Source organism: Pseudomonas sp. LBUM1645 (assembly GCF_059716185.1).
This window is the reverse complement of the sequence record NZ_CP166811.1, coordinates 6,282,442-6,302,686: the sequence shown is the minus strand read 5'-3', so window position 1 is coordinate 6,302,686 and position 20,245 is coordinate 6,282,442. Positions and strand designations below refer to the sequence as shown.

The window sequence follows — 20,245 nt, the reverse complement described above, 5'->3', positions numbered from 1 at the left end:
GACCGCTGTGCGACTGCGACTGATCGCCGTCGGTTCACGCATGCCCAAGTGGGTGGAAGAAGGCTGGCATGAATATGCCAAGCGTCTTCCGTCCGAGCTGGCGCTGGAACTGGTGGAAATACCGCTCAACACCCGTGGCAAGAACGCCGACGTGGCACGCTTCATCCGTCAGGAAGGCGAAGCCATGCTGGCCAAGGTCGGGCCGAACGAGCGCGTTGTGACCCTCGAAGTCCACGGCAAGCCCTGGAGCACCGAGCAGCTGGCGGTCGAACTCGATCGCTGGCGGCTGGACTCGCGCACGGTGAATTTCATGGTCGGCGGCCCCGAAGGGCTGGCGCCGGAAGTCTGTGCCCGGGCCGATCAGCGCTGGTCGCTCTCGCCGTTGACGTTGCCGCACCCGCTGGTGCGAATTCTGATCGGCGAACAGCTGTATCGTGCCTGGACAGTCCTGTCCGGCCACCCTTACCACAAGTAGTTCTGCCCTCATGCCCCAGCCGATCCGCATCAAGGACCACGAAAAAGACGCCCGTCTGGTGCGTGGCCGCGTCGTGTTCGGGGCAATTGCGGTCGTGACGCTGATCGCTGTGCTGATCGCGCGGCTGTATTTCCTCCAGGTGATCCAGTACGAGTACCACTCGACCCTGTCGGAAAACAACCGCGTCCATGTGCAGCCGATTCCGCCGACTCGGGGCTTGATCTTCGATCGCAATGGCGTGGTGGTGGCGGATAACCGGCCCAGCTTCAGCTTGAGCATGACCCGCGAGCGCTCCGGCGACTGGCAGCAAGTGCTCGACGTCATTGTCGAAGTGCTCGAGCTGACGCCCGAGGACCGGGTGATCTTCGAGAAACGCATGCGTCAGGGGCGTCGGCCGTTCGAGCCGGTGCCGATCCTGTTCGAGCTGACTGAAGAACAGATCGCCCGCATCGCGGTGAACCAGTTCCGTCTGCCGGGGGTGGAAGTGGTCGCGCAGTTGGTGCGTCACTATCCGCAGGGCCCGCACTTTGCGCACTCGGTGGGTTACATGGGGCGGATCAACGAGAAAGAGCTCAAGTCTCTGGACCCGGTGAGTTACAGCGGCACCCATCAAATTGGCAAAACCGGCATCGAGCGCTTCTACGAGCCCGAATTGCACGGTCAGGTCGGTTACGAAGAAGTCGAGACCAACGCCCGTGGCCGCGTGCTGCGGGTACTCAAACGTACCGAACCGATTTCTGGCAAGGACATCGTCCTGAGCCTGGACATCAAATTGCAGGAAGCGGCTGAAGCTGCACTCGGCGGTCGTCGTGGTGCGGTGGTGGCGCTGGACCCGAAAACCGGCGAAGTCCTGGCGATGGTCAGTGCGCCGAGTTTCGATCCGAACCTGTTCGTTACCGGCATCAGTTTCAAGGCCTATTCCGAGCTGCGCGATTCCATTGATCGGCCGCTATTCAACCGCGTGCTGCGCGGCCTGTACCCGCCGGGCTCGACCATCAAACCGGCAGTGGCAATTGCCGGCCTGGATGCTGGCGTTGTGACCGCGTCGAGTCGGGTGTATGACCCCGGCTATTACCAGTTGCCCAACTACGATCACAAATACCGTAACTGGAACCGTACCGGTGACGGCTACGTCGATCTGGACACGGCGATCATGCGGTCCAACGACACCTACTTCTACGACCTGGCCCACAAACTGGGAATCGATCGCTTGTCGGCGTACATGAGCAAGTTCGGCATCGGTCAAAAGGTTTCGCTGGACATGTTCGAAGAGTCGCCGGGGCTGATGCCTACACGTGAATGGAAGCGTGCAACCCGGCGTCAGGCCTGGTACCCGGGCGAAACGCTGATTCTCGGGATTGGTCAGGGCTACATGCAATCAACGCCATTGCAACTGGCCCAGGCCACGGCGCTGGTCGCGAACAAGGGTGTCTGGAACCGTCCGCACCTGGCCAAGACCGTCGAAGGCGAGCGGCCGAAGGATGAAAACCCGATGCCGGACATCATTCTGCGTGACCCGTCCGACTGGACCAAGGTCAACCACGGCATGCAACAGGTGATGCACGGTGCCCGGGGTACGGCACGCAAAGCGGCGATCGGCGCTCAATACCGGATCGCGGGCAAAAGTGGTACGGCCCAGGTGGTCGCGATCAAGCAGGGCGAGAAGTACGACCGCTCCAAGGTTCAGGAACGCCATCGCGACCACGCCTTGTTCGTCGGCTTCGCACCAGCCGACAATCCGCAAATCGTGGTGTCGGTGATGGTCGAGAACGGCGAGTCCGGTTCCGGCGTCGCCGCGCCCGTGGTGCGTCAAATCATGGACGCCTGGCTTCTGGACCAGGACGGTCGGTTGAAGGCCGAATACGCCAGCCCTATCAGTGCGGAGGCTACGGCCCGTGAAGAGTAATTTCGATCGCATCCTCTCCAGCGAGGATGTGATGCGTCGCCGCGCGACGCTGTTGCAACGCATGCACATCGACGGGCCGTTGCTGATCCTGCTGCTGACCCTCGCTGCCGGCAGCCTGTTCGTGCTGTATTCGGCCAGCGGCAAGAGCTGGGATCTGCTGGCCAAGCAAGCCACTTCGTTCGGCATCGGTCTGGTATCGATGATCGTCATTGCGCAGTTCGAACCGCGCTTCATGGCCCGTTGGGTGCCAGTCGGTTATGTGATCGGTGTGCTGTTGCTGGTGGTGGTGGACGTCATGGGCCACAACGCCATGGGCGCCACACGCTGGATCAACATCCCCGGGGTGATCCGCTTCCAGCCCTCGGAATTCATGAAGATTCTGATGCCGGCGACTATCGCCTGGTATCTGTCCAAGCGCACCTTGCCGCCGCAGCTCAAGCATGTGGGCGTCAGTCTGTTTCTGATCGGCTTGCCGTTCATCCTGATCGTGCGTCAGCCCGACCTCGGCACTTCGCTGCTGATCCTCGCCGGTGGCGCGTTCGTTCTGTTCATGGGCGGCCTGCGCTGGCGCTGGATTCTCAGCGTGATTGCCGCGGCTGTGCCGGTGGCGGTCGGCATGTGGTACTTCATCATGCACGACTACCAGAAGCAGCGAATCCTGACCTTCCTCGATCCCGAAAGCGATCCGCTGGGCACTGGCTGGAACATCATTCAATCGAAAGCCGCCATCGGTTCCGGCGGTGTGTTCGGCAAGGGCTGGTTGCTCGGCACCCAGTCGCACCTGGATTTCCTGCCGGAAAGCCACACCGACTTCATTATTGCGGTCATGGGTGAAGAATTCGGCCTGGTGGGTATCTGCGCACTGCTGCTGATTTACCTGCTGTTGATCGGCCGCGGACTGGTGATTACCGCCCAGGCCCAGACATTGTTCGGCAAATTGCTCGCGGGCAGCCTGACCATGACGTTTTTTGTTTACGTTTTCGTCAACATCGGTATGGTCAGTGGCCTGTTGCCGGTTGTGGGGGTGCCGTTGCCGTTCATTAGCTACGGAGGAACTTCGCTGGTGACGCTGCTGTCAGCGTTTGGGGTTTTGATGTCGATCCATACCCATCGTAAGTGGATCGCTCAGGTTTGAATAAGGTGAAGATTTCAATGCAAGTAATGCGTGGCTGGGCGACTCGATATGCGCCATGGGTCGGCCTGGTAAGCATCCTTGGCACAGCGCACGAAGCGTTGGCCGGCGATTACGAAGGCTCACCGCAGGTGGCCGAATTCGTCGGTGAAATGACCCGCGACTACGGTTTTGCCGGTGAACAACTGATGGGCGTGTTCCGCGAAGCCGAGCGCAAGCAGTCGATTCTGGACGCGATCTCGAAACCGGCCGAGCGGGTCAAGCAGTGGAACGAATATCGCCCGATGTTCATCACCGACGCGCGCATCGCCCGTGGTGTGGACTTCTGGCGTCAGCACGAGGCGGTACTGGCCCGTGCCGAGCAGGAATACGGCGTGCCGGCTCAGGTAATCGTCTCGATCATCGGCGTTGAGACCTTTTTCGGCCGCAACACCGGCAATTTTCGAGTGATCGACGCCTTGTCGACCCTGGGTTTCGACTATCCTCCCCGTGCCGAATTTTTCCGCAAGGAATTGCGTGAGTTCCTGCTGCTGGCCCGGGAAGAGCAGGTCGATCCGCTGACGCTCAAAGGCTCTTACGCTGGCGCGATGGGCTTGCCGCAGTTCATGCCGAGCAGTTTTCGTGCTTACGCGGTGGATTTTGACGGTGACGGCCACATTAATATCTGGACCAATCCGGACGATGCCATTGGCAGCGTCGCCAGTTATTTCAAGCGTCACGGCTGGGTGGCCGGCGAACCGGTGGTCAGCCGCGCCGATGTACGTGGCGAACACGTGGACGAAGGTTTGACCACGGGCATCGAACCGACTAAAACCGTCGGGGAGTTGCGGGCGCTGGGGTGGTCAAGTCATGATGCGCTGCGCGATGATATGCCGGTCACGGCTTTCCGCCTGGAAGGTGACAATGGCCCTGAATACTGGATGGGTCTGACGAATTTTTACGCAATCACGCGTTATAACCGCAGCGTGATGTACGCCATGGCCGTACATCAACTGTCTGAACAGCTGGTCCAAGCACGGGGCGTCAAGTAATGCGGGCATTGCCTATGAATAAACCCCTGAAGCTGATGGCATTCGCCGCGTTGGCGGTGCTGGTCGCCAGTTGTTCGACCAGCCGTGCGCCGACCCAGAAGTCTTCCACCGCCGTGCGCGCAGCGCCAGGCCTGGACATCAACCGCGCGCACAAAGATGGCGCGCCGTGGTGGGACGTCGATGTATCGCGCATCCCGGATGCCACGCCGACCCTGCATACAGGTCCTTATAAAGCCAACCCATACACCGTGCTCGGCAAGACGTATTTCCCGTTGCAGGAGTCCAAGACCTACGTGGCCTCGGGCACTGCGTCCTGGTATGGCACCAAGTTCCACGGTCAGAACACCGCCAATGGCGAGGTTTACGACCTGTACGGCATGAGTGCCGCGCACAAGACCTTGCCGCTGCCAAGTTACGTTCGGGTGACCAACCTGGACAACAACAAGACCGTAGTCCTGCGAGTCAACGACCGCGGGCCGTTCTACTCGGACCGAATCATCGACTTGTCCTACGCGGCCGCCAAGAAGCTCGGCTATGCCGAAACCGGTACCGCGCGGGTCAAGGTCGAAGGCATTGACCCGCAGCAATGGTGGGCAGCCAAAGGCCGTCCGGCGCCTTTGATGCTTAACGAGCCGCAAGTCGCGCAAAATAGCGCCCCGACGATTACGGCTTCGGCCGGCACCGTCGAACAATGGACTCCACCGCCGCAGCAGCACGCCGCGGCCGTTGTGCCCGTGCCGATCGATGCAAAAAAAAACGCTTCTGTACCAGCCTCTGGCCAGTATCTGCAGGTGGGCGCGTTCGCCAACCCGGACGCTGCAGAACTCCTGAGATCGAAGCTCAGCGGGATGGTGAGCGCTCCGGTGTTCATCAGCTCGATCGTGCGCAATCAACAGACGCTGCATCGGGTGCGCCTGGGGCCGATCGGCTCGCCGGGTGAAATCCAGCAAGTGCAGAACAGTGTGCGCATGGCCAATCTCGGTTCGCCGAGCCTGGTCACTGCGGAGTAATACGTAGTACTTGATTGACGGTTCGCTTGCGGTTTGGGGGGTGGACCTGGTTGTTGGCTCGTTGAAGAACAAAAGCCCGGCAAGGGTTCTGAGTGAACAACTGAACACGCGACAGCTCGTTAGAAAGCTGTCTGATTAGTTTTGCCCCTTAGGGCAGTTTCCATTAGCGATTTCGAGAGACGGATGAACATCACCACCTTTGCCAAACGCCTGTGCCTGCTAGTCCCGCTGCTCCTCTCGCCTGCCGCTTTCGCGGTCGAGATGATGCCGTCGCCACCGCAACTGGCCGCCAAAGCCTATGTACTCATGGACGCCAGCAGCGGCAACGTGCTGGTGGAGAACAACGGTGACCAGCGTCTGCCTCCGGCCAGCCTGACCAAACTGATGACCGCGTACATCGCGACCCTGGAAATTCGTCGTGGCCAGATCGGTGAAAACGATCCGGTGACCGTCAGCGAAAACGCCTGGCGTACCGGCGGTTCGCGGATGTTCATCAAGGTCGGCTCGCAAGTCACTGTCAGCGACCTGTTGCACGGCATCATCATCCAGTCGGGCAACGACGCCAGTGTTGCGCTCTCCGAGCACATCGCCGGCAGCGAAGACGCTTTCGCCGACCTGATGAACAAAACCGGCGCCGAACTGGGCCTGACCAACACCCACTTCATGAACCCGACCGGCCTGCCAAACCCTGAGCACTACTCGTCGGCTCACGACATGGCGGTGCTGGCTCGCGCGATCATCCACGAAGACCCGGCTCACTACGCGATCTACTCGCAGAAAGAGTTCTTCTGGAACGGCATCAAGCAGCCTAACCGCAACCTGCTGCTGTGGCGCGACAAGACCGTCGACGGTCTGAAAACCGGTCACACCGACGAAGCCGGCTACTGCATGGTGTCTTCGGCCGTACGTGATGGCATGCGCCTGATCGCCGTGGTGTTCGGCACTAACAGCGATGTGGCTCGCGCCTCCGAAACCCAGAAGCTGTTGACCTACGGTTTCCGCTTCTTCGAAACCCAGACGTTCTATCAGAAAGGCGCCGAGCTGGCTCAGGCTCCTGTCTGGAAAGGCACCACCAATCAAGTCAAGGCCGGCCTGGCTCAAGACCTGACCATGACCCTGCCAAAAGGCCAGCTGAAAAAGCTCGCCGCCAGCATGACCATGAACCCGCAACTGGTTGCGCCAATCGCCAAGGGCGACGTAATCGGTAAAGTCGAAGTGAAGCTGGACGACAAAGTCGTGCACAGCGCTGACCTGATCGCTCTGGACGCGGTCGACGAGGGTGGTATCTTCCGCCGCATGTGGGATAGCATCCGTCTATTCTTCTACGGCTTGTTTAACTGAATTAGTGTGGACTTGCATGGCCCTGTTCCAATCCGGAACGGGGCCATGTCCGTTGCCACGGCTTACGAGGCCGTTACGCCATGACAGACAACGAAGTAAAGGCGCCAAAAATCGAATTCCCCTGCGCGGATTACCCTATCAAGGTGATCGGCGACACCGGCGTGGGTTTCAAGGACAAGATCATCGCGATCCTTGAGAAACACGCGACCGTTGACCACAAGACCCTGGCCGAGCGCCAGAGTACCAACGGCAAGTACACGACCATCCAGCTGCACATCATCGCCACCGGTCAAGAACAGCTGTACGACATCAACAGCGAGTTGCGGGCTACCGGTTTCGTGCACATGGTGCTGTGATGTCTGGCACGCTGGGCTTTCGCGAGCTCGGCCAGATGGCTTACGAGCCGGTCTGGCATGCCATGCAGCGCTTCACCAACGAACGCGGCAGCGATGCCGCGGACGAGATCTGGCTGGTCGAGCACCCACCGGTGTTCACCCAGGGCCAGGCCGGCAAGGCTGAGCACTTGTTACTCCCGGGAGATATTCCGGTGGTAAAGGTTGATCGCGGTGGTCAGGTGACTTATCACGGTCCCGGCCAATTGGTGGCCTACCTGTTGCTCGATGTGCGCAAGCTGGGTTTCGGTGTGCGTGACCTGGTCAGCCGCATGGAACAATGCCTGATCGAGTTGCTGGCCAGCTATGGCGTGACCGCCGTGGCCAAGCCGGATGCTCCGGGTGTCTACGTCAATGGGGCGAAAATCGCGTCTCTGGGTCTGCGGATCCGCCACGGTTGCTCCTTTCATGGCCTGGCCCTGAACGTGGACATGAACCTGGAACCGTTTCGACGGATTAATCCCTGCGGCTACGCCGGGCTGGCGATGACCCAGCTGAGCGATCACGCAGGATCGATTGAATTTGCCGAGGTAAGTGCCCGGCTGCGCGCGCAGCTCGTCAAACACCTCGACTATGCTGAGCAGACGACCCTAACGGGCGGAATCGACTGATATGACTACTGATGCAGTGCAAACCATGATCCCGACGCTGGATGTCACCGAGCGTCCGGCCCCGCGTGCCAAGGTTGAAGCCGGCGTCAAGCTGCGCGGCGCCGAGAAGGTTGCACGTATCCCGGTGAAGATCATTCCGACCACCGAACTGCCGAAGAAACCTGACTGGATTCGCGTGCGTATCCCGGTTTCCCCGGAAGTCGACCGCATCAAGGCCCTGCTGCGCAAACACAAGCTGCACAGTGTCTGCGAAGAGGCGTCCTGCCCGAACCTGGGCGAATGCTTCTCCGGCGGCACCGCGACCTTCATGATCATGGGTGACATCTGCACCCGTCGCTGCCCGTTCTGCGACGTTGGCCATGGTCGTCCGAAGCCATTGGACACCAACGAGCCGGAAAGCCTGGCCATCGCCATCGCCGACCTGAAACTCAAGTACGTGGTGATCACCTCGGTTGACCGCGATGACCTGCGTGACGGCGGTGCCCAGCACTTTGCCGATTGCATCCGCGAGATCCGCAAACTGTCGCCGAACGTGCAGCTCGAAACCCTGGTCCCGGATTACCGTGGCCGTATGGACGTTGCGCTGGAAATCACCGCTGCCGAGCCGCCTGATGTGTTCAACCACAACCTGGAAACCGTGCCGCGCCTGTACAAGGCTGCGCGTCCGGGTTCGGATTACCAGTGGTCGCTGACCCTGCTGCAACGCTTCAAGCAGATGATGCCGCACATTCCGACCAAGTCCGGCCTGATGCTGGGTTTGGGCGAGACCGACGAAGAAGTGATCGAAGTCATGAAGCGCATGCGCGAACACGACATCGACATGCTGACCCTGGGCCAGTACCTGCAACCGTCCCGCAGCCACTTGCCGGTGCAGCGTTTCGTGCACCCGGACGTGTTCGCCTGGTTCGCCGAGGAAGGTTACAAAATGGGCTTCAAAAACGTCGCTTCCGGCCCTCTGGTACGTTCCTCGTACCACGCCGATGAGCAGGCGAAACTGGTTAAAGCCGAGCTGATGTCGTCCTGATCGGCTGCAAGACATGAAAACGCCCGCAAGGCATTGCGCCTTGCGGGCGTTTTTTTGCCTTGCCCACGGCAATCAGCGCTTTTTCCTGCAACCTGCGGGGCGACTGACCCTCTTCTGTTTGTCCCCGTTCCTGACTACTGTGTGCTTGACGCTTTCACGCAGGGAGATTCATGGATGACCGTTCGACCGACTCACACACTTTGTCCTCACGCCCCCGTTCCGGCCTTGCCGTCAGAAGGGCTGATTGGCGTCATCGCGCCCGCCGGTCCCGCAGCGCTGGACACCGATAAAGCCATCGCCTGGATGCGCGCTCGCGGATATTCACTGCGGGTTTTCCCCGGCGTGTATGAGAAAGATGATTACCTGGCCGGCAGTGACGATGTGCGGCTCAATGACCTGCACTCGGCGTTTGCCGACAGTGAGGTCGACGCCATCATTTGCTTGCGTGGGGGTTACGGTACGCCGCGGTTGCTCGATCGCATCGACTTTGAGCTGCTGCGCAACAATGCCAAGCCGTTCATCGGCTACAGCGACATCACCGCGCTGCACCTGGCGATCAGCCGTTATGCGGGTTTCGTGACCTTTCATGGCCCGATGCTCAACGCCGACCTGCTGGGTGACAAGCAAAAACCTACCGAGTCTTCGTTCTTCAACATGCTCAGAGGGCAGGTGAAGGCCGGTAGCGTGTTGACGCACCCGGTGGCCTACCCGTTGACCACAATCGAGCCTGGTATCGCTCACGGGCGTTTGCTGGGGGGCAATTTGTCGCTGATCGCTGCAACCATGGGCACGCCGTATGAGTTGGATGCCGAGGGCGTCATCCTGTTCATGGAGGACATTAACGAGCCGCTGTATCGCATCGACCGGCTGCTGACCCATCTGCGCCTGGCTGGCACGCTGCACAAGCTGCGCGGGGTTCTGGTGGGGGATGTGGCGGGGGTTGATACGGTTTCTCTGGAGCGCTTGCTCAAGCAGACCTTTGCGCCTTTACGGATACCGGTGTTGGCAGGGTGGCGCAGCGGGCATTGCGATCCGAACCTGACATTGCCGATGGGCGCGCTGGTCAGGTTGGATGCGGGGAACAAGGAATTGGTGTTGGAGCAGGATGTAGTCGTCAGGCGCTAGATAGTGGTCGCCTGTTAGTCAGTCATCGCGAGCAAGCTCGCTCCCACATTGGATTTAGGTCGAACACAGATCCAGTGTGGGAGCGAGCTTGCTCGCGAAGGCGGCATCCGCCATACGGCTGACTATCGGTTACGCAAACCTTCGAGCAACTTGTGCGTCGGATACCCATCCGCCGGCCAGCCAAACGACTGCTGGGCACTGCGGATCGCCTTGCGGGTGTTGGCGCCGATGATGCCGTCGGCGTTGCCTGCGTCATAGTTCTGCGCGCTCAGCAAGCTTTGCAGTTCGATCCGCTCGGTACGGCTCAGCGGCAAATCATCTTTGGGCCACGTGCCGCTGATGAAGCCTGAACCGTTGAAACGCTCGGACAACAGGCTCACCGCCAACGCATAGGACGATGAGTTGTTGTACTTGAGGATCGCGCGGAAGTTGTCGAGGACCAGGAACGCCGGGCCACGGTAACCGGCCGGCAGCAGCAGGGCGGCTGACAGGTGTTCGGAGCCTGCCGGGACTTGGCCGCCATTGGGCAGGGTGACGCCCAGTTGCAGCCATTCAGCGACGCTCTTGCGAATCGTGCCATCGGCCAGGACGTAGTTGAAACTGCCCGGTAGCTGCACTTCAAAGCCCCACGGCTGGCCTTTCTGCCAGCCCGAGCTTTGCAGGTAGTGCGCCGTCGAGGCCAGCGCGTCGGCCGGGCTGCCCCAGATGTCGCGGCGGCCGTCGCCATCGAAGTCCACAGCGTGGGTGTTGTAGGTGGTCGGGATGAACTGGGTCTGGCCCATGGCACCAGCCCAGGAGCCAAGCATTTTCTCAGGCTCGATATCACCCTGTTGCAGGATCTGCAGGGCGGCGATCAGTTGCGCGTGGGCAAACCCGGGACGCCGGCCTTCATAGGCCAGGGTCGCCAGGGAGTTAATCACCGACTTGTTGCCCTGAAATTGTCCGAAGTTACTTTCCATGCCCCACACCGAGACCAGTGCCTGACGATCGACGCCGTAGCGCTGCTCGATGCTTTGCAGGATGTCGGCGTACTGGCTGACCAGCGCCTCGCCTTTGCGTACCCGCAACGGCGAAAGGGCGCCGTCGAGGTATTCCCACACAGGGCGGGAAAATTCCGGCTGACTGCGGTCGGCGCGAATCACGCTGGTGTCGAGGCTGACATTGGCGAAGGCGCGGTCGAACAGGTCGGCACGGATGCCGGCGGCCAGAGCGTCCTTACGGAAACCTGCCTGCCATTCGGCGAAGGTCTGGGTGGGCTGGATATCGAGATTTTCACCAGTCGGAACCACGGGCGGAATGACCGCAGGGGCTGTCGCGACGGGGAGGGTCTGAAGCGGCTTGGCGTCGGCTGCGGTCGGTTTTTCCGCGCAGGCGACTAGCAAAACGAGGCTGGAGGCAGCTATCAGTTGGCGCAGGGGCCAACGACGGGAAATACAAAGGGGCATGCACGGGTCCAGGGAGTACGAATCAGGTGCAGACCTTAACATGTTGAGCGAGCGCTTGCCTTTCAGGCCGCCAGAAAGTAAGAAGCCTCCCAGCTATTAGACTGGAAGGCTTCGCGGCGGTAGCTGCCTTTGCCCTTGCCGGCTGGTTCCTGACGGCTGCGGAACAGTGGCTGGGCGATGATGGATTTGGCCTTGTTGGGGCCATGCTTGGATGGCTTTTTGCTCATGATGATTTCTCGCAAGTGAGTGGGTTTTGCGGGGCAAATCATCGGCCGAAGTCGGGGGGCTGTCTAGAGGGGAAATTCAGATTTTATTTGTAGGAAGCAAGATCAAAAGATCGCAGCCTTCGGCAGCTCCTACATTGGAATGCGCCCCCTGTAGGAGCTGTCGAGTGAAACGAGGCTGCGATCTTTTGATCTTATTCGGCGGGCAACGACAATCTTTGGCCGGCCATCAACAACGACAACCGACTGAGGCTCATCCACGGCGAACCGGCCGCCTGGCCTTTGATCTGTGCGTCGATGCGCTGAGCTTCCAGCAACAACTGCGCCCAGCGTTGCGCCGAGTAGCGTTGCAAGGCTTTGCTCATCAATGGTTTGCGTTTGTCCCAGACCGGCGGTCGGGCTGAGCTGAAGGCTTTGTCCAGTGGCACGCCCTGGCTGTACTGCAGCGACAGGTTGGCCAACAGACGCAGCTCCCGGGCCAGCGCCCAGAGAATCACGGGTGGTTCGACGCCTTCACCGCGCAGGCCTTCGAGCATGCGCAGGGCATGAGCCGCTTCGCCGTTGAGAATCGCATCGGTCAGTCCAAAGACATCGAAGCGCGCACTGTCAGCGACGGCCGCTTGCACGGTTTCGACAGTGATCTGACCACTTTCGGCCATCAGTTTGAGCTTTTCGATTTCCTGAGCAGCCGCGAGCAGGTTGCCCTCGACCCGTGCGGCGATCAGTTCGACGGCGTCCTGGCTGGCGGAAAGCCCCGCCTGGGACAACCGTTGACGGATCCAGCTCGGCAACTGGTTGGCCTCTATCGGCCAGATTTGCACAAACTGGGTCTGCTGACCTTCGACCAGCGCCTTGCCCCACTTGGTTTTCTGCGCACTGCCATCAAGTTTCGGCAGGCTGATCAGCAACACCGTGTCTTCGGCGGGCCGTGAGCAGTACTCGATAAACGCGGCAGCGCCTTTGTCACCGGGTTTGCCGGACGGCAGACGCAGTTCCAACAGGCGCTTTTCGGCGAACAGCGACATGCTCGCGCCGGCTTGCAGCAACGTTCCCCAGTCGAAACTGGCGTCGGCGGCGAAGACCTGGCGCTCGTCGAATCCCTGTTGGCGGGCAGCGGCACGAATGGCGTCGGCGGCTTCCTGACACAGCAGCGGGTCATCGCCACTGATGATGTAGACCGGCGCGAGGGCACCTTGCAGGTGTTTAGCGAGTTGGGCGGGGGCGAGTTTCATAGGAGAGGTCGAACGGGGCGCCTGAGCGCCCCGTAAGTCTTACTGCTGCGGCAGTTGGATTGGCGACTGACGCGGAGTGTCCGCTTCAGCCTTCTGCGCTGCTTCCAGTGCATCGGCTTCAGCCTTGGCTCTGGCTTCGGCGGTCTGTTGCAGCTGATCCAGCTGGGTCGGCGTGATCTGTTGCAGGCGCAGCATCATCCGTTGAACCAGTTCACGACGGGTTTCCTTGCGGGCGTCGTTGCCTTCCTGGTCGGAACCCACCAGGTTGTTGCCGTCGTGCATGAAGACCTTTTGCACTTCGAGCTTGTCGCTCAGCAGCGAAAGGTTGCGCCCACCACGGATATCGTAGTTCAGCACCGTAGTCACCTGATACTCGCCAGTACGACCGGCACCTGCGTAGCTGAGAATGCGCTGGCTTTCCTGCTCATCGGTCAACACCAGCTTGTAAGGTGCGCCGCTGTAGACCTTGACGCCGCTGCTTTCGAGTACCTGGCGCAGTTGAGTCACGGTTTCGCCGTAGGCGTTACGGGCACTCAGGTCGAGTTCCTTGATCGCCAGTTCGGTGGTGCCGGTGCCGCGCAGCTGGAAACCGCAGGCGCTCAACAGGACCGCAAGGCCCATCACCAGCAGATTGCGTTTGATCATTTTGTTGCTCCCCTTGAAACCATGTGGGCCGATCTTGCGGCCCGAAAGGTTTTACTCGGCGCCAGGCATGACCTGGCGCCTGATCCAATTAGCTGGCGACGATATTGACCAGTTTCCCGGGCACTACGATCACTTTACGAATGGTCAGACCGTCGACAAAGCGCAGCACGTTCTCGTTGGCCCGTGCGGCGGCTTCGACTTCTTCGCGGCTGGCGCTGGCGGGCATTTCGATGTGGCCGCGCAGCTTGCCGTTGACCTGGATGACCAGTTGCAGGCTGTCTTGCACCAGAGCGTTCTCGTCCAGCACCGGCCAAGCGGCGTCGATCACCGGATCGGCGTGACCCAGGCGATGCCACAGCTCGTGGCTGATGTGCGGAGTGATTGGCGCCAGCAGCAGGACCACGGTTTCCAGGCCTTCGTGAATCAGTGCGCGATCCTGTTCGGTGCCTTGCGCGGCTTTTTCCAGCACGTTCATCAGCGTCATCACCTGAGCGATGGCGGTGTTGAATTTGTGGTTCTGGCCGACGTCGTGGCTGGCCTGCTTGATGGCCTGGTGGATCGAACGGCGAATGGCTTTCTGCTCGTCATTCAGGCCGGCGACGTCCAGTTTGCCCGGCAGGCCCTGAGTGACGTGGGCTTGAGCCAGGCGCCAGACGCGCTTGAGGAAGCGGTGCGAACCTTCCACTCCGGAGTCGGACCATTCCGCGCTCATGTCAGGTGGCGAGGCGAACATCATGAACAGGCGGCAGGTGTCTGCGCCGAACTGGTCAATCATCGACTGTGGGTCAACGCCGTTGTTCTTCGACTTGGCCATCTTCTCGGTGCCACCGATTTCCACCGGCAGGCCGTCTGCGATCAGCTTGGCGCTAATTACTTTGGCTTTGCTGTCGCGTTCGAGTTCGACGTCCGCCGGGTTGAACCACGTGTAGGCACCGTTGGCTTCGCGACGATAGTAGGTCTCGGCGATCACCATGCCTTGGGTCAGCAGATTCTTGAACGGCTCATTGGAGCTCACCAGGCCTTCATCGCGCATCAGCTTGTGGAAGAAGCGCGCATAGAGCAGGTGAAGAATGGCGTGTTCGATACCGCCGATGTACTGGTCCACCGGCAACCAATGGTCGGCCGCCGATTTTTCCACCAGACCGCCTTCATAGTGCGGCGAGGCGTAACGGGCGTAGTACCACGAGGACTCGACGAAGGTGTCCATGGTGTCGGTTTCACGCTTGGCCGGTGCGCCGCATTTCGGGCAGCTGCACTCGTAGAACTCGGGCATGCGCGCCAGTGGCGAACCAGCGCCGTCCGGTACGACGTCTTCCGGCAATATGACTGGCAACTGATCTTCCGGGACCGGCACATCACCGCAAGTGGTGCAGTGGATGATCGGGATCGGGCAGCCCCAGTAGCGCTGGCGGCTGATGCCCCAGTCGCGCAGGCGGAACTGGGTACGCGAGGCGCCGAGGTTCTTCTTGATCAGCGCGACTTCAATAGCGTCGAACGCACCAACGAAGTCCAGGCCGTCGAACTCGCCGGAGTTGATCAGCGTGCCGTGCTCGCCGTAAGCGTCCTGCCATGGAGCCGGATTGGTGTCACCGGAACTGGTGCGCACCACGGACTTGATCGGCAGGTTGTACTTGGTGGCGAACTCGAAATCACGTTCGTCGTGAGCCGGTACTGCCATGACCGCGCCATCGCCGTAGTGCATCAGCACATAGTTGGCGACCCACACCGGGAGCTTCTCACCGGTCAGCGGGTGCTCGACGAACAGCGAGGTCGGCAGGCCTTTTTTCTCTTGAGTGGCGACGTCGGCTTCGGCGACGCTGCCGCCCTTGCATTCAGCGATGAACGCTTGCAGCTCAGGGTTGTTCTGCGCGGCCAAGGTAGCCAGATGGTGTTCGGCGGCCACGGCAACGTAGGTTGCGCCCATCAAGGTGTCCGGACGGGTGGTGAAGACTTTCAGCGCACCGGTTTCGCCAATGGAGTCGACGTTGTACGGGAACTGCACTTCCATGCCGCGGGATTTGCCGATCCAGTTGCGCTGCATGGTCTTGACCTGTTCAGGCCAGCCAGTCAGTTCGTCGAGGCTCTCCAGCAGCTCATCCGCGTAGGCGGTGATCTTGAAGTAGTACATCGGAATTTCGCGCTTTTCGATCAGCGCGCCGGAACGCCAGCCGCGACCGTCGATCACCTGTTCGTTGGCCAGGACGGTCTGGTCGACCGGGTCCCAGTTCACGGTGCCGCTTTTTTTGTAGATCACGCCTTTTTCGAACAGGCGAGTGAACAGCCATTGTTCCCAGCGGTAGTAGTCAGGCTTGCAGGTGGTGACTTCGCGGGACCAGTCCACCGCGAGGCCCAGGCTGCGCAGCTGGGTTTTCATGTAGGCGATGTTTTCGTAGGTCCACTTGGCGGGCGCTACGTTGTTCTTCATCGCGGCGTTTTCCGCCGGCATGCCGAAGGCGTCCCAACCCATGGGTTGCAGGACGTTCTTGCCTTGCATGCGCTGATAGCGGGAGATCACGTCGCCGATGGTGTAGTTGCGCACGTGCCCCATGTGTAGCTTGCCGCTGGGGTAAGGGAACATCGACAGGCAGTAGAAAGTCTCCTTGCCTGGCTGTTCACTGACTTCAAAGGACTTTTGCTCGTCCCAGAACGACTGGGCGGCGGCTTCGATTTCACGGGGCTGATATTGTTCGTGCATGGCTACTTTTGAACTGAATAGGGGTGGCCTAATCCTCTTCAATGCAACGCTGGACGGTGATCACGCCAAATCGGCGTTTCGGTGCCCAGACGAGCTGGAAGTGGAGTTACAGGAAGCGCCGTAGCATACATGACCGCACTCTACCGAGGGAAACCCTGATTACTGCTGCGGGTCGCCCAAAAACCGCTGCGAGGGCCGTTGGTCGCAGCATTCAGCCGGTTTGTTCATGGGGGCTAAGCTCTAAATGGGGAGTGAGTCTTATCTTCAATGAGGTGATGGATGGTTGAGTCACGGCAAAAAGTTACAAAACCGGAGTTGTACGAAAGACTGATCGATCGTCTGGGAATGGCCCTGGATGCGGCAAAAACCGCTGGCCGGTTACGCGATGAGCGTCCGCTGGAACTGGAATTGCGTGGCTTGAGCCCCGCAGAGTTTGCACTGGTCAAGGCGTATCTCGATCGCAGTGAACGTGAGACACACGGATGCTTGTCAGAAGCAGTGAAGCAACTCGACGCACCACGTTCGGCCAAGATCATCTGGCTCAAGGACAAGGTTCCCGGCAGGGACGCGGTAAAGGTCCGGTCTTTGCAATTCAAGTAAGGACACTGGAAGTAATGTCTGATGTATTTGTGAAGCATAGTCCTTCCGTATTTGTTGTCGCATTGCGTCAACCCACTTAGGCTTCGGGCATCTTTTTGGAGATGCTCGATGCCTTTTCGATATTTCGTTAAACAACTCCTGTTGCCGCCCGGCATTCTTTTGCTGCTGTTGGTGCTTGCCTGGTGGTTGCGTCGCTCAAGACCGCGCCTTGCCGGATTCTGCTTTGCGCTGGGCGTGGGCGGCTTCTGGCTGATGAGCTTGCCGGTGATGGTGCAGTGGGGCGCCAAGGCGCTGGAGCGTGAAGCGCCGCTGGCTCGCGATGATTGGGCAACGCTGAGTCAACGCGCCGATGCGATCGTGGTGCTCGGTTCGGGGCGTGAGCGGGGCGATCTGGCATGGGGCGCTGATCAGCCAACGGGCGTGGGCCTGGAGCGCGAGCGCTATGCGGCGCGGCTGGCCAAGGCCTCCGGTTTGCCGATTCTGACCAGCGGTGGCCTGCATTACGGCACCCCTCCGACCGAAGCGAAGTTGATGGCGGACTCGTTACGCGATGATTTCGGCGTGGCCGTGCGTTGGCAGGAAGGGCGCAGCCGCACGACCCAGGAGAACGCTCAGCTCAGCGCCGAGGTGTTGTTGCCGGAAGGGATCAAACGCGTGGTCGTCGTGACTCAGGCCTGGCACATGCCACGAGCGGTCTGGAGTTTCAAAAAGGCAGGATTTGAAGTGGTGCCAGCGCCGGTGGGGTTTTTAGGCGTGGACAACGCCCGGCCACTGGGTGGCTGGATGCCGGAATTCAAGTCGATCTGGCAGAGCGGGCAGTTGTTGAATGAGGCGGTGGGGCAGATCGGGTATTCGTTGTTTTACCGCTGAAGATCAAAAGATCGCAGCCTCGTTTCACTCGACAGCTCCTACGGGGTTACGCATTCCCTTGTAGGAGCTGTCGAGTGAAACGAGGCTGCGATCTTTTTGCAGGCGCCGCGATACCTAAACGGTCTTGGCCATCCGGCTCGCCACCAACGCCCAACCAAACAGCAACATGCAAACAATGATCAGCGGCCACGAACGCCATTCCAGATAAGGCGTCAGGTTGTGCATGGGCACCACCTCACCGTACAAAATGCCGCGCTCAAACTGCGGGATCTGGACAGTGATCTGGCCGAACGGGTTGATCAAACCGGTCACGCCGTTGTTGGTGGCGCGGATCATCCAGCGACCGGCCTCCAGTGCGCGCATCTGCGCCATTTGCAAGTGTTGCAGCGGGCCAATGGACGTGCCGAACCAGGTGTCATTGCTGATGGTCAGCAGCAGATCGCTACGCGCCGCAAGGCTGGCGGCGAATTCCGGGTAAACCACTTCGTAGCAGATGAACGGCGCAATTTGATAACCCTTGGCCTGCAGCATCGGCTGATCAGCCGGGCCACGGGCAAAGTCCGACATCGGCAGGTCGAAGAAGGCGATCAGCCCGCGCAGCACGTCCTGCAACGGAACATATTCGCCAAACGGTACCAGCTTCTGTTTGAGGTAAGTGCCATCGCCTTCGCCCACGACGGTGATGCCGTTGTAGAAACGCTTCTGGTGATGGACTTCCTCGCGAATCGGTACGCCGGTAATCAGCGCGGATTGCCGCTCTGCAGCGAAGTTTCCCATCACGTTCAGGTAGCCCTCGGCGGACTCCTTGAGCACCGGAATGGCCGTTTCCGGCCAGATCAGCAAGTCGACCCGTTTCGAGCTGAAGCTCATGTCGCGGTACAGCGCCAGCTGCGCGTTGAGCTGCGCCGGGTCCCACTTCATGCTTTGTTCGATGTTGCCCTGAATCGCCGCGACACTCAGCGGAGCACCCGCCGGGGTTGTCCAGGCGTGTTCCTTGAGCGCCATGCCGGCCACCCAAGGGCCGACCAGCAGCAACACACCCGCGGCGATGAAACCTTTGCGGTTTGTGCGCACCAGACGCAAAGCGTTACAGATCAGCGCGGCCGTCAGGGCCAGGGTGAAGGAGATCAGCCACATTCCGCCGAGTGGCGCGAGCCCGGCCAACGGGCCGTCGAGCTGGCTGTAGCCGGAATAAAGCCAGGGAAAACCAGTCAGGAACCAGCCGCGAAACGCTTCCTGACCGACCCACAGCGCCGCGAACGCCAGGGCGTCGGCCAGCGGTGCTTCGTTACGGCGCAGCCAGCGCGCCCAGATCCAGGCGGGCAGGGCGAAGAACCAGGCAATCGCCGCCGTGAAGATCAGCATCAGGAAACCGGCCAATAGCACCGAAGCGCCGCCGAAGTGGTGAATGCTGTAGTAGATCCAACTGGTGCCAGCGCCAAACAGGCCGAAACCGAAACACCAGCCACGGCCCAAGGCTTGGCGGGGGCTCAGTTCGCGTAAGCCGGCATAGAAGAAGCCGACCGCCAGCAATGCCAGCGGCCAGATATCGAACGGCGCCAGGGCCAGGGTGGTGAGTGCACCGGCCGCCACGGCCAGCAGGTTACCGGGCCAGCCGGGGCGGGTTACGCGGAGCATGTCAATCCTTAACGGGCAATGGGTGTCAGGCGCAGCAGGTGAATCCGACGGCTGTCGGCGTTCAGGATGCGGAAGCGATAAGGGCCGATTTCAGTGATTTCGTTGCGTTTTGGCAGGTGCCCGAACGCGCTCATCACCAGACCGCCGACAGTGTCGAATTCGTCATCGGAGAATTGGCTGTCGAAGAACTCGTTGAAGTTCTCGATCGGCGTCAGGGCCTTGATCAGGAAATCACCGCTGGGCAGCGGCTTGATGTAGCTGTCTTCTTCGACGTCATGCTCGTCTTCGATGTCGCCGACGATTTGTTCCAGCACGTCTTCGATGGTCACCAGGCCCGCCACACCGCCGTATTCGTCGATGACGATGGCCATGTGGTTGTGGTTGGCGCGGAACTCGCGCAGCAGCACATTCAGACGCTTGGACTCGGGCACGAAGGTGGCCGGGCGCAGCAGGTCCTTGATGTTGAAGCTGTCGCCGTTCTCCTTGAGGATCAACGGCAGCAAGTCCTTGGCCAGCAACACGCCCATCACGTCATCGTGGCTTTCGCCGATCACCGGGTAGCGGGAGTGGGCCGAGTCGACCACGGCAGGCAGGAACTCGCGGGGTGTCTGGGTCGCCTTGATGCTGATCATCTGCGAGCGCGGGACCATGATGTCCCGTACTTGCAGGTCAGCAACCTGGATGGCGCCTTCGACGATGGCCAGCGCTTCGCTGTCCAGCAACTTGTTTTGATGTGCATCGCGCAGCAGCTCCAGCAGCTCCTGGCGGTTCTTCGGCTCGTGGGCAAAAGCCTGGGTGAGCTTACCCAGCCATGACTTTTGCCCGTTGCTCGATCGATCTTCGCTCATA

19 protein-coding genes are annotated in these 20,245 nt (G+C 60.4%); 12 read left to right on the top strand and 7 right to left on the bottom strand.

From position 1 onward, the window contains the following. Positions 1–7: 7 nt before the first annotated feature. The 10 genes from rlmH to ACA079_RS28635 all read left to right on the top strand — a co-directional run bounded on the left by rlmH (position 8) and on the right by ACA079_RS28635 (position 10,047). A complete protein-coding gene (rlmH, locus tag ACA079_RS28680) occupies positions 8–475 on the top strand; it encodes a 23S rRNA (pseudouridine(1915)-N(3))-methyltransferase RlmH (RefSeq protein WP_007937439.1) in 468 nt (155 codons plus the stop codon). A 10-nt stretch (positions 476–485) separates the two neighbouring features. After that, entirely contained in the window at positions 486–2,381 is a 1,896-nt protein-coding gene (gene mrdA, locus ACA079_RS28675; RefSeq protein WP_497701745.1) for a penicillin-binding protein 2, read from the top strand. A 31-nt stretch (positions 2,382–2,412) separates the two neighbouring features. Continuing rightward, positions 2,413–3,516: a rod shape-determining protein RodA gene (rodA, locus tag ACA079_RS28670; protein WP_161990844.1), complete on the top strand. Its 1,104-nt coding sequence runs from the start codon at positions 2,413–2,415 to the stop codon at positions 3,514–3,516. 17 nt (positions 3,517–3,533) lie between these two features. After that, a complete protein-coding gene (gene mltB, locus ACA079_RS28665; protein WP_497701744.1) occupies positions 3,534–4,544 on the top strand; it encodes a lytic murein transglycosylase B in 1,011 nt (336 codons plus the stop codon). Continuing rightward, positions 4,544–5,554: a septal ring lytic transglycosylase RlpA family protein gene (locus ACA079_RS28660; RefSeq protein WP_497701743.1), complete on the top strand. Its 1,011-nt coding sequence runs from the start codon at positions 4,544–4,546 to the stop codon at positions 5,552–5,554. The genes mltB and ACA079_RS28660 overlap by 1 nt, the downstream gene beginning before the upstream one ends. A gap of 183 nt (positions 5,555–5,737) precedes the next feature. Beyond that, positions 5,738–6,895, top strand: coding sequence for a D-alanyl-D-alanine carboxypeptidase family protein (locus ACA079_RS28655; RefSeq protein ID WP_497701742.1), 1,158 nt, complete (start codon positions 5,738–5,740; stop codon positions 6,893–6,895). An 80-nt stretch (positions 6,896–6,975) separates the two neighbouring features. Further along, the gene (locus tag ACA079_RS28650; RefSeq protein WP_129440902.1) at positions 6,976–7,251 is read left to right on the top strand and encodes a DUF493 domain-containing protein; all 276 of its coding nucleotides are present in this window, start codon (positions 6,976–6,978) and stop codon (positions 7,249–7,251) included. Continuing rightward, positions 7,251–7,898 (top strand): lipoyl(octanoyl) transferase LipB, encoded by a 648-nt coding sequence (gene lipB, locus ACA079_RS28645; protein ID WP_008152829.1) that lies wholly within the window; start codon positions 7,251–7,253, stop codon positions 7,896–7,898. The genes ACA079_RS28650 and lipB overlap by 1 nt, the downstream gene beginning before the upstream one ends. 1 nt (position 7,899) lies before the next feature. Beyond that, the gene (gene lipA / locus ACA079_RS28640) at positions 7,900–8,922 is read left to right on the top strand and encodes a lipoyl synthase (protein ID WP_008152832.1); all 1,023 of its coding nucleotides are present in this window, start codon (positions 7,900–7,902) and stop codon (positions 8,920–8,922) included. A gap of 174 nt (positions 8,923–9,096) precedes the next feature. Continuing rightward, positions 9,097–10,047 carry a S66 peptidase family protein gene (locus tag ACA079_RS28635; RefSeq protein WP_497701741.1) on the top strand — a complete coding sequence of 317 codons (951 nt, stop codon included), beginning with the start codon at positions 9,097–9,099 and terminating at the stop codon, positions 10,045–10,047. Positions 10,048–10,169: 122 nt separating this feature from the next. Here the strand turns inward: ACA079_RS28635 and ACA079_RS28630 are convergent, their stop codons facing one another. The 5 genes from ACA079_RS28630 to leuS form a co-directional block, all read right to left on the bottom strand. Then, positions 10,170–11,492, bottom strand: coding sequence for a lytic murein transglycosylase (locus ACA079_RS28630; protein WP_497701740.1), 1,323 nt, complete (start codon positions 11,490–11,492; stop codon positions 10,170–10,172). 62 nt (positions 11,493–11,554) lie between these two features. Then, on the bottom strand, positions 11,555–11,719 hold the full coding sequence (gene arfA, locus ACA079_RS28625) for an alternative ribosome rescue factor ArfA (RefSeq protein WP_056744572.1): 165 nt from the start codon (positions 11,717–11,719) through the stop codon (positions 11,555–11,557). 191 nt (positions 11,720–11,910) lie between these two features. Next, positions 11,911–12,948 (bottom strand): DNA polymerase III subunit delta, encoded by a 1,038-nt coding sequence (gene holA, locus ACA079_RS28620; RefSeq protein ID WP_497701739.1) that lies wholly within the window; start codon positions 12,946–12,948, stop codon positions 11,911–11,913. 39 nt (positions 12,949–12,987) lie between these two features. Next, entirely contained in the window at positions 12,988–13,593 is a 606-nt protein-coding gene (locus ACA079_RS28615; protein ID WP_497701738.1) for an LPS-assembly lipoprotein LptE, read from the bottom strand. A gap of 88 nt (positions 13,594–13,681) precedes the next feature. Further along, positions 13,682–16,288 (bottom strand): leucine--tRNA ligase, encoded by a 2,607-nt coding sequence (gene leuS, locus ACA079_RS28610; RefSeq protein WP_497701737.1) that lies wholly within the window; start codon positions 16,286–16,288, stop codon positions 13,682–13,684. 279 nt (positions 16,289–16,567) lie between these two features. Between leuS and ACA079_RS28605 the strand changes: the two genes are divergently transcribed. Continuing rightward, a complete protein-coding gene (locus ACA079_RS28605) occupies positions 16,568–16,888 on the top strand; it encodes a hypothetical protein (protein WP_046055542.1) in 321 nt (106 codons plus the stop codon). Between the two features lie 108 nt (positions 16,889–16,996). Continuing rightward, positions 16,997–17,758, top strand: a complete 762-nt coding sequence (locus ACA079_RS28600; RefSeq protein ID WP_497701736.1) for a YdcF family protein — start codon at positions 16,997–16,999, stop codon at positions 17,756–17,758. A 114-nt stretch (positions 17,759–17,872) separates the two neighbouring features. On the opposite strand, the gene lnt is transcribed toward ACA079_RS28600, so the two are convergent. Continuing rightward, positions 17,873–19,396: an apolipoprotein N-acyltransferase gene (lnt, locus tag ACA079_RS28595; RefSeq protein WP_497701735.1), complete on the bottom strand. Its 1,524-nt coding sequence runs from the start codon at positions 19,394–19,396 to the stop codon at positions 17,873–17,875. Positions 19,397–19,404: 8 nt separating this feature from the next. Continuing rightward, a complete protein-coding gene (locus ACA079_RS28590) occupies positions 19,405–20,244 on the bottom strand; it encodes a CorC family transporter (protein WP_008152854.1) in 840 nt (279 codons plus the stop codon). Between the last annotated feature and the right edge of the window lies 1 nt (position 20,245).